This is a genomic window from Streptomyces avidinii (assembly GCF_014650695.1).
Lineage (GTDB): Bacteria > Actinomycetota > Actinomycetes > Streptomycetales > Streptomycetaceae > Streptomyces > Streptomyces avidinii.
Map to the genome: position 1 here is coordinate 352,144 of NZ_BMVL01000001.1, position 14,288 is coordinate 366,431.

General features: G+C 71.9%; 14 protein-coding genes. 6 read left to right on the forward strand and 8 right to left on the reverse strand.

What is annotated here, in order from left to right; genetic code table 11:
- The first annotated feature begins 64 nt into the window (after nt 1-64).
- Nucleotides 65-949, forward strand: a complete 885-nt coding sequence (locus tag IE257_RS01605; RefSeq protein WP_189963741.1) for a phosphatase PAP2 family protein — start codon at nt 65-67, stop codon at nt 947-949.
- A 137-nt stretch (nt 950-1,086) separates the two neighbouring features.
- On the opposite strand, the gene IE257_RS01610 is transcribed toward IE257_RS01605, so the two are convergent.
- The 5 genes from IE257_RS01610 to IE257_RS01630 form a co-directional block, all read right to left on the reverse strand.
- Entirely contained in the window at nt 1,087-1,518 is a 432-nt protein-coding gene (locus tag IE257_RS01610) for a GNAT family N-acetyltransferase (RefSeq protein WP_189963743.1), read from the reverse strand.
- 94 nt (nt 1,519-1,612) lie between these two features.
- Complete coding sequence (locus IE257_RS01615) at nt 1,613-3,682, reverse strand: phosphocholine-specific phospholipase C (protein WP_189963745.1); 2,070 nt, start codon at nt 3,680-3,682, stop codon at nt 1,613-1,615.
- Between the two features lie 183 nt (nt 3,683-3,865).
- A complete protein-coding gene (locus IE257_RS01620) occupies nt 3,866-4,372 on the reverse strand; it encodes a GNAT family N-acetyltransferase (RefSeq protein WP_189963747.1) in 507 nt (168 codons plus the stop codon).
- A 4-nt stretch (nt 4,373-4,376) separates the two neighbouring features.
- Nucleotides 4,377-5,522 carry a hypothetical protein gene (locus IE257_RS01625; RefSeq protein ID WP_229920059.1) on the reverse strand — a complete coding sequence of 382 codons (1,146 nt, stop codon included), beginning with the start codon at nt 5,520-5,522 and terminating at the stop codon, nt 4,377-4,379.
- Nucleotides 5,519-5,680, reverse strand: a complete 162-nt coding sequence (locus IE257_RS01630; RefSeq protein ID WP_189963751.1) for a DUF397 domain-containing protein — start codon at nt 5,678-5,680, stop codon at nt 5,519-5,521. Before IE257_RS01630 ends, IE257_RS01625 begins: the two co-directional genes overlap by 4 nt.
- A gap of 259 nt (nt 5,681-5,939) precedes the next feature.
- Here IE257_RS01630 and IE257_RS01635 point away from each other — a divergent pair, with 259 nt between their 5' ends.
- A complete protein-coding gene (locus IE257_RS01635) occupies nt 5,940-6,203 on the forward strand; it encodes a hypothetical protein (protein WP_189964813.1) in 264 nt (87 codons plus the stop codon).
- Between the two features lie 254 nt (nt 6,204-6,457).
- On the opposite strand, the gene IE257_RS01640 is transcribed toward IE257_RS01635, so the two are convergent.
- Complete coding sequence (locus IE257_RS01640) at nt 6,458-7,042, reverse strand: DinB family protein (RefSeq protein ID WP_189963753.1); 585 nt, start codon at nt 7,040-7,042, stop codon at nt 6,458-6,460.
- Nucleotides 7,043-7,267: 225 nt separating this feature from the next.
- Nucleotides 7,268-8,419 carry a hypothetical protein gene (locus IE257_RS01645; RefSeq protein ID WP_189963755.1) on the reverse strand — a complete coding sequence of 384 codons (1,152 nt, stop codon included), beginning with the start codon at nt 8,417-8,419 and terminating at the stop codon, nt 7,268-7,270.
- Between the two features lie 292 nt (nt 8,420-8,711).
- Between IE257_RS01645 and IE257_RS01650 the strand changes: the two genes are divergently transcribed.
- The 4 genes from IE257_RS01650 to IE257_RS01665 all read left to right on the forward strand — a co-directional run bounded on the left by IE257_RS01650 (nt 8,712) and on the right by IE257_RS01665 (nt 11,134).
- Nucleotides 8,712-9,239: a CAP domain-containing protein gene (locus IE257_RS01650; RefSeq protein WP_189963757.1), complete on the forward strand. Its 528-nt coding sequence runs from the start codon at nt 8,712-8,714 to the stop codon at nt 9,237-9,239.
- A gap of 107 nt (nt 9,240-9,346) precedes the next feature.
- Complete coding sequence (locus tag IE257_RS01655) at nt 9,347-9,619, forward strand: hypothetical protein (protein WP_189963759.1); 273 nt, start codon at nt 9,347-9,349, stop codon at nt 9,617-9,619.
- Nucleotides 9,620-9,660: 41 nt separating this feature from the next.
- Entirely contained in the window at nt 9,661-9,936 is a 276-nt protein-coding gene (locus tag IE257_RS01660; protein WP_189963760.1) for a hypothetical protein, read from the forward strand.
- Between the two features lie 427 nt (nt 9,937-10,363).
- Nucleotides 10,364-11,134, forward strand: coding sequence for a CAP domain-containing protein (locus IE257_RS01665; protein WP_189963763.1), 771 nt, complete (start codon nt 10,364-10,366; stop codon nt 11,132-11,134).
- 39 nt (nt 11,135-11,173) lie between these two features.
- Here the strand turns inward: IE257_RS01665 and IE257_RS01670 are convergent, their stop codons facing one another.
- Nucleotides 11,174-14,161, reverse strand: a complete 2,988-nt coding sequence (locus IE257_RS01670; RefSeq protein WP_189963765.1) for a bifunctional [glutamine synthetase] adenylyltransferase/[glutamine synthetase]-adenylyl-L-tyrosine phosphorylase — start codon at nt 14,159-14,161, stop codon at nt 11,174-11,176.
- Nucleotides 14,162-14,288 lie beyond the last annotated feature (127 nt).

Here is a 14,288-nt window from a genome sequence, read left to right on the forward strand (position 1 = left end):
AGGCGCCGAAGACCGTCCCGAGGGATGATCGGAGGCGAGAACGCATCTGGCAGACTCTCTCCCCATGGGTGAATCGAGCGTGAAGACACTGGAAACCCGGACGGATGTCTCATCACCCACCGTGGCTGAGACCGAGACCCGTCCGGGGTCCGAGCGCACCCTGCTCTCCCGGTTGCGTGCCCCTCGACGGCCGCGCATCTGGTTCGAGGTCCTGCTCATCGCGATCAGCTACTGGACGTACTCGCTGATCCGCAACGCGGTGCCCGAGCAGAAGGCGGCCGCCCTCGCCAACGCGGACTGGATCTGGAGCGCGGAGCGGACCCTCGGCATCGCCGTCGAGCAGTCGGTCAACCACGCGGTCAACTCCGTGACGTGGCTGATCGTGGGCATGAACTACTACTACGCCACGCTCCACTTCATCGTGACGATCGGCGTGCTGGTCTGGATCTACCGGTTCCATCCGGGGCGGTACGCCGCCACGCGCATGGTCCTCTTCGCCACCACCGGCGTCGCCCTGGTCGGCTACTACTGCTACCCGCTCGCACCGCCCCGGCTGATGAACGGGCAGAACTTCATCGACACCGTGCTGGTCCACCACACCTGGGGCTCGATGGCCTCCGGCAACCTCAAGCAGATGTCGAACCAGTACGCTGCGATGCCGTCCATGCACATAGGGTGGTCGCTCTGGTGCGGCCTGACGATCTTCGCGGTCGCCTCTGCCCCCTGGGCCCGGATCCTGGGCCTGCTCTACCCGACGGCGACCCTCGTCGTCATCGTCGCCACGGCCAACCACTTCTGGCTCGACGCCGTGGGCGGCATGGTCTGCCTGGCCTTCGGGTACGCGGTCTCGCGTTCCTGGTACGGCTCCTTCGCCCACCACCTGCCCCGCCACCCCGAGCCCGTGGGCCCGCACCCGGCCGCCGAGCTCGTGGGCCGCTTCCGGCGCTAGGGCCGTCTCCCCGGTCCGCCGTCCTGGTGGGCGATGCATCCGCCGGATGCCGTGGGGCCCGTGGCGGTGCCGGGCCGATGCCGAGGAACCGCGCCCGGGCCGCCGCCGGCCGCCTGAACGCGATCGCCCCGGCCCCGCTACTGCTCCCCGAGGGCCATCCACTTCTCCGGTGTGGCGAGGGGCTCGAAGCCGGACCGGGCGTAGACGGCGTGCGCGTCGGCGGTGGCGAGCATGACCCGGCGCAGCCCGTACGGCTCCAGGTGCGCGCACACCGCATCGACGAGGGCCCCGCCGAGCCCCTTGCCGCGGGCGCCCGGATCGACGTAGACGTCGCACAGCCAGGCGAAGGTGGCCCGGTCGGTGACGATCCGGGCGTACGCGAGCTGAGCCCCGGAGGCCTGGTCGTAGAGGCCGAAGTTCAGGGAGTGCGCGATGGCGTCCTCCTGCTTCTGCCGGCTGCGCCCGAGGGCCCAGTACGCGTCCTCGGACAGCCACCGGTGGACGAGCCCGACGTCCAGCCGGGCCGCGTCGGTGGAGATCTCGTAACCGTCGGGAAGGTGATCGCTCATCCCGACATCCAAGCAGCGCCCGCTCCCCCGGAGAAGTCCGGGGGCGGGCGGGCGCGGCCGGGTCAGCGGGTCAGCGGGTCAGCCGGTCAGCGGGTCAGGAGGACTGGTTCGTCAGGATCGCCGGGTCCGACAGGCCGGCCGCGCCGGTCTCGACCTTGCCGGCGAACCGGCGGCGGAAGTCCGCGAACTCGGACGCGGTGACCGTCACGTCGTACCAGCGTCGGGTGTTCTTCAGGGAGACGCTGTGGGTGACGGTTGCGCCCTTGGCGACCGTCAGGCGCTTGGGGCCGCCGCCGTAGGCGTTGGTGACCGTGAGCGTCGCGGTCGACGTCCCGGCGTTGGTGAGGGTGAGGTCCAGGTTGCCCGTGGCGGCGTTGTGGCGGGCGGTGACCTCGGGGCCGGGGGTGGTGCCCGGGTTGCGGAAGCCGCGCAGGAAGCCGTTGGGGCCGTGGACGGTCAGGTCGGTGACGCCGGCGGAGTAGCGGGTGTTCCAGGTGTCCGAGATCGACTTGCCGGCCTCGGTGGTGTACGTCCAGGGGGCGTCGGTCCGGTTGCCCGCGGTGACGTAGAACTGCGCGCCCAGGTCCGGACCGCCGCTGAAGGTCAGCTTGAACCTGCCCTCGCCGGTGAGCGCGGCGCCGTCCACGTACGGGGCGTACTTCAGCGGACGGGTGTGGCACAGGCCCTTCTCCTGGCGCGGCATGCTCCCCACGGCCGGCGGGGTGGCCCGGAAGTCGGGATGCCGCTCGCGGTCCTGCGGCTCCCACGAGCCGGTGTCGGGCAGCGAGACCGTCGCCGTGTCCCGGCGGGCGAAGTCGAAGGCCGAGGTCAGGTCACCGCAGACGGCGCGGCGCCAGGGCGAGATGTTGGGCTCGTGCACTCCGAAGCGCTTCTCCATGAAGCGGATCACGGAGGTGTGGTCGAAGGTCTCGGAGCAGGAGTAGCCGCCGGTGCTCCACGGCGAGACGACGAGCATCGGGACGCGCGGGCCCAGCCCGTACGGTCCGGCGACGTAGCCGGCCTTGCCGGGGAAGACGTCCAGGGCGGTCGGCGTGGTCGACAGGCCCTGGCCGGCGTCGGCCGGGGCGTACGGCGGGACGACGTGGTCGAAGAAGCCGTCGTTCTCGTCGTAGGTGATGAACAGCGCGGTACGGGCCCACACGTCGGGGTTGGAGGTCAGCGCGTCCATCACCTGCGCGATGTACCACGCACCGTAGTTGGAGGGCCAGTTGGAGTGCTCGCTGAACGCCTCGGGGGCCGCGATCCAGGAGACCTGGGGCAGGGTCCCGGTCGCGACGTCGGCGCGCAGCCGGTCGAAGTAGCCCTCGCCGGTCCTGGCGTCGGTGCCGGTGCGGGCCTTGTCGTAGAGCGGGTTACCGGGCTGGGCATTGCGGTAGTTGTTGAAGTAGAGGAGCGAGTTGTCGCCGTAGTTGCCGCGGTAGGCGTCGTCGATCCAGCCCCAGGATCCGGCGGCGTCGAGGCCGTTGCCGATGTCCTGGTAGACCTTCCAGGAGATGCCGGCCTGCTCCAGGCGCTCCGGGTAGGTGGTCCAGCCGTAGCCGGCCTCGGCGTTGTTGAGGACCGGGCCGCCGCCGGCGCCGTCGTTGCCGGTGTGGCCCGACCACAGGTAGTAGCGGTTGGGGTCGGTCGAGCCGATGAAGGAGCAGTGGTAGGCGTCGCAGATGGTGAACGTGTCGGCGAGGGCGTAGTGGAACGGGATGTCGTCACGCGTCAGGTGGGCCATGGTGGCCGGTGTCTTGGCCGGCACCCAGTTGTCGTACTTGCCCTTGTTGAAGGCGCTCTGACCACCCGCCCAGTCGTGGTTGAGGCCCTGGAGGAACTCCATGCCGAGGTCGTCGGACGGCGGGCGGAAGGGCAGCGTCTCCTTGCCCGCGTTGTCGGCCTGGTGCCAGACGGACTTGCCGCTGGGCAGGGTCACCGGGCGCGGGTCGCCGAAGCCCCGGACACCGCGCAGCGCACCGTAGTAGTGGTCGAAGGAACGGTTCTCCTGCATCAGGACCACGATGTGCTCGACATCGGCGATGGTTCCGGTCGTCCCCTGCGCGGGGATGGCGGCGGCGCGCGCGATGCTCTCGTTGAGCAGGCTCAGGGCGGCGGCGCCGCCGGTGAGCTGGAGGAAGCGGCGGCGGTTGAGTTCTGCCATGGCGAGAGAGACCTCTGCTTTGTTCGAGGGTGCTTGAGGTGCTTGAGGTGCTTCAGCGCCTTCAAGAACAGCGTGCCCGGAGTACCGGAGAGAAAGCCCGGTGTGACGGCAGCGGGTACGTCAGGCGAACGGCAGTCGGATTCTGCCGGAGTTCGGGAGAGTTCGGGAGAGTTCGGCAGAGCGTCAGCAGCCGTGCTCGTACTCGACCTGGGTGAGCGGCTTCCCGTCGCCGAAGTCGAAGGGCCGCTCGGCGCCGGTGCCGGTGAAGCCGCATTTGGTGTAGAAGCGGCGGGACTGCGGGGTGTCGCGCAGGGTCCACAGGTGCGTCCGGGCGAATCCGGCGTCGCGCAGGTGGTGCAGCGTCTCGGTCATCAGCGCCGCGGCGACGCCGCTGCCCCAGCTGTCGGGGTGACTGTAGAAGGAGAGGATCTCGGCGAGGCCCGGCCGGGTCGAGGACGGGCCGAAGGCGGACAGGGCCAGTGCGCGACCGTCGCGTTCGGCCAGCAGCATCGTGGTGGACGTGTCGGCTCCCGGCGCGACCCTCGCGTGCCACCGGGTCAGTCTGCTCCGGACCCCGTCCGCGGCGAACTCCGGATCGAAGAAGGGGGCGTAGGCCGCCTCCCAGGCTGCGGCGTGGATCTCGCCGAGGATGTCCCCGTCGTACCGGTCCGTGCGGCGAAAGGTGAACATCCGGTCAGCCTTTCCGCGCCACATGCCGGGACGCCGGAACGGTGTCGCCCGCTCCGGGAGCGATCCGTTCCAGCGCATCGGTGAGCGTGCGGACGTAGGCCTCGTCGGCCAGGATCCGCGTGCGGTCGAAGGCGTGGGTGAGGCGTTCCTCCCGCGCCAGGATCCGGCGCAGCAGGGGCACCGCCCCGGCGGCCGGGGTGCCGATCTCCCCGAGACGGCCGACCGCCTCCTGGACCGGCACGGCCGGCCGGCCCGTCCAGTCCGGGTCCACCTCCGCCAGCAGCACCGGCACGGCGGGCTCCGGGTCCCCGGTGATCCGCCAGTACGCGTCTGCTGCCGCGACCCTGGTCCACGCGCCGGGCGAATCCAACAGGCCGTGCACGGCGTCCGCATGCGCGGTGGCCAGCGGGCCGAGGTCGGCGAGTAAGGGCAGGCCGTGGCCCGCGGACCCGGATCGCACGGCCGCTCCGCACACGTCGAGGGCCAGGGTGGGGTCCCCGGTGACCCGCCAGTGCGCCCAGGCCGCCCGCCGCGGGTGGTTGCGGCTCGTGCGGGGGTCACGCCCGGTCGCGTACGCGGCCAGCCGGTCCGCGGTGGCGACCGCGGCGGGCCCGATCCGGCCGAGGACGCGCATCGCGTCGTAGGCGTAGGGCATGTCCAGGCGCCGGGCGACCTCGGCCACGGCGAGTGCGGCGGCCTCGCCGCAGAGCCCGAGGACTTCGAGGGTGGTGGTGTTGCCGTGGTAGTCGTCCGCATCGCGCCGCAGCTTGGTCCGCATGACCGGAACCAGCTCGGCCGCGGGCAGCGCGGCCATGACCCGGGCTTCCGGGCGGTTGTAGGGAAGTCCGCCGTGCTCCGCGAGGTGGCGGAGGGCAGGCAGGGCCCGCACGTCACCCGTCCCCGCGAGAGCGATGGCGCGCACGCTCACGCCGTGGCTGACGGCGGTCCCGAAGACCCCCTGCTGTCGGCGGAGGTCCGCGGCGATCCGGTCGGCGTGCCGGGCGATGGCCGGGCCTCCTTGGACCAGCGCCCGGTCGGCCCCCAAGCTCGAAGATTCCCCGCAGACCGCGTCGACGACGATGTCCCAGCACGCCGGATCCGGCCGCCGGTACCGGTGCACGGCCTCGACGGCGGAATCCACCCGTCTCACGAGGTGACGGCGTGGGCGACGAAGCCGGTCCAGGCGCCGGGGCCGACGGCGAGACGGGCGTACTCGGGCCGCTTGGAGTCCCGGACGAGAACGGTGCCGGGGGTGTGGGCGACCTCGACGCCCGCCGCCCTGACGCGCGCCCTGCCCTCGGCCACCATCCACTCCCCGGCGGCGCTGCTCGCCCACCGCCTGCGGGAACAGCTGCCGCCCCGGCTCCCGGACCCCTGGGCAGCGGCGCACGCCGAGCCCCCGGACCGCGAGGTCCATCCGCTCCGCTCGTGCGAAGAGTGCGACCGGGCCTTCCGCTCCCCCGTCCCGGGCCACTGCCACGACTGCACCCCACCACCGGCCACGGCAACGACAGCCGCTCGGCTTGCCGTTTAACCTCATGAACAGTTCACGCTTACCGTAGGCCGCGTGAACAACATCAACACCGAAACCCTTGGGTGGAACCTCATCGGCTGGGACAGCGATGGGCAGGCCTCACACATCACTGGCCTCAACCGAGTTGAGATTCTGAGGATCAGAGACCTGTTCCCCGGCCGGGACGACGACTTCCTTGAGACCGCGGTCCACGAGGTGCCGCCCGCGCTGTACTCGGCGATGCAGAGTGCCATCCCGCATCTGGAGTTCCGTGAGGGGCTGGAATACCAAATCGGTGGATTCCTCCTATCGGTCTGAGCTTGCCGACCCGCCAATGCACCGGGGCTTCGTGCCGACCTTGTGGTGTGCGGGTCGGGTGTAGGACTCGCCGGTCGCGAGGACGCGTCCGACGTCGTAAGCGACAATCTGCTGCTGGCTTCCAGCGGTGCCGACCGAGGCGTTCTCCGGACTCGATGCCGGGCCGCGCGATGCGCGCGACGAGCCCGCGCCCGCGCGGCCAGGCACAGGTGGGCGGCGGAGAAGTACGCCTGGTCCGCACGGAGTTGGCTCGGTCAGGTCTTGATCGGTGCGGCCGACCTGGCGGCCTGCTCGATCTTCGCGCACTGGGCTGCACGGGCTTCCTCGTCGATCTGCTGCTCGTGTTCGGCGCGCAACCCGGTCCGGCCGTCGAGGCCCTCGCGCAGGATATCGGCCTGCCCGGCATGCCGGATGCACTCGCCGAGGACATGGACCATGACGGCGAACAGGTTCGTGTCGGCATGAGGCTCCGGCCACCACGGCACGTGGCCGGGGGCGTCGAGGGGAAGCTCGTTGATCGTCGCGTCCGAGTGTTCCCACGTGCGCCGGTAGAACCCGACGATCTGATCGCGGGTCTCGTCCTCGGTCGCCCACAGATCGCTGCCGTTGGAGTCCTGCCACCGGGGCAGCGGTTCCGGGGAAGGGCGGTCGAAGACCTCGCCGAAGTACCTGGCCTCGACGCTGGCCACGTGTTTGACCAGGCCGAGGAGGTTGGTACCGGTCGCTGTCAAAGGTCGGCGGGCGTCGTATTCGGACAAGCCGTCGAGTTTCCAGAGCAGCGCCTTGCGGTCCCGCCGCAGTCTCCCGTGCAGGGTGTCTTTCGCGAACTCATCGATCATGCGGCACGAGCCTGCCACGGGCTGCTCGTGGTCTCAAGATCCCGTACGCGGTCCGCAACGACTGGCAGAGCCGAGGCCCGGCCACGGCCGCCGCCCTGACCTGCCACAAGAAGCTCGCGAAACTTGGTAGGGCGGTCCTGCGCGCTGGAGGTCGCCAGATGAACGCGTCGGCGATCTCGTCCCGGAACATCCGTGCATCGCACCACTGGTCGAACGGTGGAGCCGTCACGGGCAGGCGGTGGCCGGATCGTCGTGCACGAGCGCGCACACCATCTGTGCGCCGCGCCGGTCGTCGGGGTACGCCGCGAGCAACTCGGCCTTGAAGTCGTTCCACTGGCGGGTGATCTCGGCCGTGGCTCCGGCCGTGGCGTGGCCGAGGTTGTCATCCGTCCTGGAGCGGGCGGATTCGGCGGTGTCCTTGTTCAGCACGAGGTTGTGGGGGACGCGGCCGTCGCAGTCGGCCGGTTTGACGCCGGTGGAATCGACGTCGGGGTAGCAACCGGTCGCGAGGTCCGCCGGGATGCGCTCGCGCGCGTCGCGGGTCCAGTCGGCGTCCTTCATCGCGCTGTAGCGGCGGATGTCGAGGAACGGCGCGACGTCCTTCCGCCCCAGCCCGGGCGGGTTGTCGAGGCCGATCGGGCCGGGGGCGGGCCGGTCGGCCCAGTTGGAGTGCGAGTAGAAGTCCTCGATCGGGTGCCAGCCGCGGCCGAGCTGTTCGAGCACGGCGCATTTGGCCCGGCCGGGCTTCTCGTCCCACGTGCAGGGCGAGGACAGGTCACTCTGATCGGCGCGCACCTTGCCGGCGGCGTCGACGAGGCCGTCGGCGTCCCGGACCGCGTTGCGGAAGCGGCCGACGGAGGTGCGGATACAGGCGAGGAGCTCCGTGGTGGCCTCGTCCCGGCTTCGGGGGTAGTCGGCGGCGTAGCGGGGGGCGAGGTAGTCGGCGTTGTCGCAGTGCAGGGGGCCGACGTCGAAGTACGGGCGCTTGTCATCGGCGTTGATCGCCCCGCCCCGGGCGTCGGCCATCGCGGTCAGCGTGACGGGCTCCCAGGGCAGCGCCGCCCGGGTGATGTCCTCGTGGTTGTCGCCGGTGAAGGCGTGGGCGGGCCCGCCGGGCAGAGCGGTCAGGGCCGCCGCCAGGAGGGCTGCGACAGTCACGGAGGCGGGCCGGGCCGTGCCCGCCCCTCGCCCGTGAAGGGACCGTTCGACGGGGATCCGGGTCCATGACCGCGGCACAGTGGGCAGGGGCACGGGCACGGGCGAGGGCGAGACCACGGCCACGGGCACGGGCGACGGCGAGACCACGGCCACGGGCACGGCCACGGGCACGGGCGCAGTCTCCTGCGCATGGCTCACCATCGGCGGGAGGACAGCCATGACTCCATGCTGGGCACCCGCCCCGGCCTCCGCACGCGCGCGCGGCGAATCGGCCGGATACGCCTCGGAGCCGCCCCGCACACCTTCGCCGATGTCGCACGCGGAGGCGCCCGGTCGTGGGGAGGTGCCACCGGTCGTACGGTGGAAGGAGGCGCGCCCCTCGCAGCAGGCTGCGGCGGTGCCCGCGCCTCCGCAGGCCGCGCAGCACCCCGCGGCCGCCCCACGGGCGGCCGCCCGGAGAACCGGGTGCCACGGGCGGCTCCCCACGACCCCCGACGAGGGGAAAACTCTGATGCGTACCAAGAACAGCCGGATCCGTCGCGTCTGCGCCGCCGCCTGTACCGTCCCGCTGCTCGTACTCGGCGGCGCGGTCACCGCGATCGCCGCCCCGGCGGCGGCCACGGCGACGACGGCCTCCGTCACCCGCAGCGTGCAACAGTCCTCGCCGGAGGAGATCCTCACGCTGGTCAACACCGAGCGAAAGAATGCAGGTTGCGAACCCCTGACGGTGGACCCGCGGCTCGCGGCGGCCGCCCAGGCCCACGCGGACGACATGGCGGCGAACAACCTGACCGCGCACACCGGCTCGGACGGCTCCAGCTACCTGGCCCGTATGGAAAAGGCCGGCTACTCGCCCGCAGGCCCGTCCTCGGAGAACGTCTCCGGTCCGGGCCACGACTCCTCCAAGTCCCACGTGGACGGCTGGATGGTCAGTACGAAGGGCCACCGGGCCGCCATCTTGAACTGCGAGTACAAGCAGACCGGGATCGGTACGAGCGGCCAGTACGCCGTCGAGCTCTTCGCCGTCCAGTCGAGGTAGCCGCACAGCCGATCCAGCGCCGAACGGGGAGGAAGCCCTGCCGAGCGGTCCGGTACGGGGGAGGTCCGGACCCGGCGGCGACGAATTCGGAGAGCAGGTACGTCCCCATGCACATGTCGACCCGTATCGCCGGTGTCCTCACCGGCCTGGCCCTCGCCCTCGGCGGAGCCGCCTTCGCGGCCCCCGCCGCCCACGCGGACGTCACGGCCTGCATCAACCAGGTCGAGCGCGAGCTGCAGGGCGGCGAGGCCCCGGACTCCGTCCGTATGGCGTGCTACGTCGGCCTGACCGGCGACCACGCGCAGTGCGTGTCCGGCCTGACCGCGGCAGCCGTCACCAACGGGACCGCGGAGAGCGCCTGCCGGGTGGCCCCCGACTAGGAGTTCCGCGCGCGACGATTCCGAGAGCAGGTGTGTGCCCCATGCGCACGTCGACCCGTACCGCCGGTGTTCTCACCGGGCTGATCCTCTCCCTCTCCGGCGCCGCCCTCGCCGCTCCCGCCGCTCACGCGGACATCCCCGCCTGCATCAACATGGCCTCGCAGGCGGGCGCCGAGGTCACCGACGCCGTCACTGCGGCCTGTACGCGTGGTGTGAGCGGCGATCTCCAGGGCTGCGTGAGCGGCCTGACCGCGGCCGGAGTACCCGGCGGCGCCGCGAACGGCGCCTGCCGGACGGCGGCCCTCGAACCGCGGTAGATCGATCACTGCGCCCGTCTCCCTCGGGGAGACGGGCGCAGCCGCGCGGAAACAGTGACATGCGTCACGGTGCGCACGTCGGCGCCGGGCTTTCTTGATGGAGCGTTAACCCGCCGACATTTCGATATTTGTCCCTTTTGGAATTGACATTCCCCTCTCCGCCGGAAACGCAATCCGTGGTACCGACAGGGCCGCCCCCGACCGGCCAGGTCACAGCCGTTTCTGAACACTCATCAGACGGTTGCGGGAGTGACCAAATCGTGATGATGCACGATCACGGTCCCGTTTCAAGCCGCATGCCGACCGCCCCAGGCTCGTGATCAGCGGAAACTTGCCAGGCCATTCAGAGGCTTTTAAGAATGGCGGCCTCTTCGGCGCCCTGCACTTCCGGCGCCGGAAGCTTCGCGATCACTGAATGAGGTCAGGCATGCAGAAGCATCGGAAGAAGTCGTCCTACAAGAAAATAGTCATCGGCGTCGGCGCCCTCGCCCTCGTGGGCGTTCCCACCGCCGCCATGGCCTGCTTCGACGCACAGGACAACGGCAACAGCCGGACGCGGACCGCGAGCCACCAGCAGCAGCGCCCATGGCAGTACGCTCCCTCGGCCACTCCGAGCACCCTCGCGCCCGTGGACGCCCCGCTCCCGGCCACGTCGCCGAGCAGCAGCCCCGCCGAGGCCTCCCCGACCAGCCCCGCCGCGCCCACGCAGCCCGTCGTGGAGACCACGCCGCCCGCGCAGCAGCCGAAGCCGGTGAAGCCGCCGGTCGCCCCCGCGAAGCCGCAGGCGCCCCAGCCGTCGAAGCCGGCCGCCCCGCCGGCCTCCGGTGACGTCGCCGCGGTCCTCGCACTCGTCAACCAGGAGCGCGCCGCCGCCGGATGCTCGGCCGTCGCCCTCAACGCGAAGCTCACGAAGGCCGCGCAGGACCACAGCGCCGACATGGCCTCCCACAGCAACATGTCCCACACCGGCTCCGACGGCTCGGACCCGGGCGCGCGCATCACCCGCGCCGGGTACACGTGGCGCACGTACGGCGAGAACGTCGCCTACGGCTACAGCTCCCCCGAGAAGGTCATGGAGGGCTGGATGAACAGCCAGGGCCACCGGGAGAACATCCTGAACTGCGCCTTCAAGGAGATCGGCATCGGCCTGGCGCAGCCCGGCAACTACTGGACTCAGGACTTCGGCACGGCGCGCTGACGCACCGCAGCCGGGGGCCGAACCGCCCGGGGCCGCCGTTCAGCCTCCGTAGAAGAGTTCCTCCACCACCGCCCGGGCACGGCGGGTGATGCGACGGTAGTCGTCCAGCATCTCCCCGACCGTGCCCTCGGCGTATCCGAGGTAACGCCCCACGGCCGCCAGTTCCCGGGCCTCGGTCGGGAAGGTGTCCCCGGCGCGGCCGCGCACCAGCATCACCGCATTGCGGACCCGGGTCGCCAGCACCCAGGCCTCGTCCAGGATCTGCGCCTCCTCGGCCGGAATCAGCCCGGCCGAGTGGGCGGCCGCGAGGGCCTCGCGGGTACGCGTGGTGCGCAGGCCCGGTTCGGCCCAGGCGTGCCGCATCTGGATCAGCTGGACGGTCCACTCGACGTCGCTGAGGCCGCCGCGGCCGAGCTTGGTGTGCAGGGTCGGGTCGGCCCCGCGGGGCATCCGCTCCGACTCCATGCGGGCCTTGAGCCGGCGGATCTCCCGTACGGCGTCCTCGCCGAGCCCCTCCATCGGGTAGCGCAGCGGATCGATCAGCTCGATGAACCGCGCTCCGAGCTCGGCATCGCCCGCCACCGGCTCGGCGCGCAGCAGGGCCTGGCTCTCCCAGGTCAGCGACCAGCGCCGGTAGTAGGCGGCGTAGGAGGCCAGCGTGCGCACCAGAGGACCGGAGCGGCCCTCGGGGCGCAGGTCGGCGTCGATGAGCAGCGGCGGGTCGGTGGTGGGCAGCTGGAGCAGCCTGCGCATTTCGGCGATGACGGTCTGGGCGGCCTTGGCGGCCTCCTGTTCGTCGACGCCCTCGCGGGGCTCGTGGACGAACAGCACGTCGGCGTCGGAGCCGTAGCCGAGTTCGTGTCCGCCGAAGCGGCCGACGCCGATGACGGCGAAGCGGGTGGGCAGCGTATCGCCGTAGTGGCTGTGGACAGCGGCGCGCAGGGCCCCGGCGAGGGTGGCTGCGGTGAGGTCGGAGACGGCCCCGCCGACCCGGTCGACGAGGGCTCCGTGATCCTCCTCGGCCGGGTTGTCCTCCGTACCGTACGAGCCGATGATGTCGGCCGCGGTGGTCCGGAACAGCTCGCGGCGGCGCACGCCGCGGGCGACGGCGACGGCGGCCTCGGGGTTCTCGGCGCGTCCGACGGCGGCGAGGACCTCCTGCTGGAGGGCCTCGTGCGTACGGGGCTGCAGGCCCTCGGGGTCGCCGAGCAGGGCAACGGCCTCGGGGGCGCGCATCAGCAGGTCGGGGGCGAGCCGCCCGGCGGACAGGACGCGGGCGAGGTTCTCGGCGGCGGCGCCCTCGTCGCGCAGCAGGCGCAGGTACCAGGGGGTCTTGCCGAGGGCGTCGGAGACCTTGCGGAAGTTCAGCAGGCCGGCGTCCGGGTCTGCGGAGTCGGCGAACCAGCCGAGCATCACCGGCAGCAGGGTGCGCTGGATGGCGGCCTTGCGGGTGACGCCGGAGGCGAGGGCTTCGAGGTGGCGCAGGGCCGAGGCCGGGTCGGCGTAGCCGAGGGCTTCGAGGCGCTGGCCGGCGGCGCGCGGCGAGAGCCGGGTCTCGCCCGGGGTGAGCTGGGCGACGGCGTCGAGCAGCGGCCGGTAGAAGAGCTTCTCGTGCAGCCGCCGCACCACGGAGGCGTGCCGGCGCCAGGCCTTGTTGAGCTCGGCGACCGGTTCGGTGCGCAGGCCCATCGAGCGGCCGAGGCGCCGCAGGTCGTTCTCGTCCTCGGGGACGAGGTGGGTGCGGCGCAGCCGGTAGAGCTGGATGCGGTGCTCCATGGCGCGCAGGAAGCGGTACGCGTCGTGCAGTTGGGCGGCGTCGGCGCGGCCGACGTAGCCGCCGGCGGCGAGGGCGTGCAGGGCGTCGAGGGTGGTGCCGGAGTGCAGGGTGGCGTCGCTGCGGCCGTGCACGAGCTGGAGCAGCTGGACGGCGAACTCGACGTCGCGCAGGCCGCCGGGACCCAGCTTCAGCTCGCGTTCGACCTGGGCGGCGGGGATGTTGTCGACGACGCGGCGCCGCATCTTCTGGACGTCGGGGACGAAGTTCTCGCGTTCGGCGGCCTGCCAGACCAGCGGGCTTATGGCGGCGATGTACTCGGCGCCCAGGGCCTCGTCGCCGGCCACGGCGCGGGCCTTGAGGAGGGCCTGGAACTCCCAGGTCTTGGCCCAGCGCTGGTAGTAGGCCAGGTGGGAGGCGAGGGTGCGGACGAGGGGGCCGTTGCGGCCCTCGGGGCGGAGGTTGGCGTCGACGGGCCAGATGGTGCCCTCGACGGTGGTCTCCGAGCAGATCCGCATGAGGTGGGAGGCGAGGCGGGTGGCGGCCTGGAGGGCTTTGCCCTCGTCGGCGCCGGGGGCCGCGTCGCCGACGAAGATGACGTCGACGTCGGAGACGTAGTTCAGCTCGTTGCCGCCGCACTTGCCCATCGCGATGACGGCGAGGCGGCACAGGGCCGCGTCCTCGGGGGCGGCGGCGGAGGCGATCCGCAGGGCCGCGCGCAGGGTGGCGGTGGCCAGATCGGCGAGCTCGGCGGCGGTCTGGGCGACGTCGATGGTGCCGCAGACGTCGCGGGCGGCGATGGAGAGCAGGCAACGGCGGTAGGCGACGCGCAGCGTGACGGGGTCGTGCGCGTCGGCGAGCCCGCGCTCGAACTCGGCCAGTCCGGGGTGCAGGTCGGCAGCCTCGTAGGTGACGAGGCCGAGCCAGTCGCGGGGGTGGCGGGCGAGGTGGTCACCGAGGGCCTCGGAGGCCCCGAGGACGCCGAGCAGCCGGTCGCGCAGCGGCTTGGCACTGACGAGGGTGTCGAGGAGCCCGGGCAGCTCGCCGTCGGGCTGGGCCTCGGCGATCCGGACGAGTCCGAGGAGGGCGAGGTCGGGGTCGGCGGTCGCGCCGAGGGCGTCGAGCAGCACGGGATCGGTGCGTACGGCCGCCAGCGCGTCGCAGTCCAGCAGCCGTGCGGCCGCGGAGGGGTCGGTGAAGCCGCTGCGGAGCAGCCGGATGAAGGTGCTGCTCCTGCGTCCCGGGACCGTCATCCCGCCGCCTCCCGCGGTTGTCGCTGCCACTGCCCTGGCGTGCTCTTCTCCTGAGCCTAGGCCCTGGAACCTGTCGACGGAGTCCCGGCCCGGCTGCGGCGCTGCTCGGAGCGTGTCCTGAGCAGGT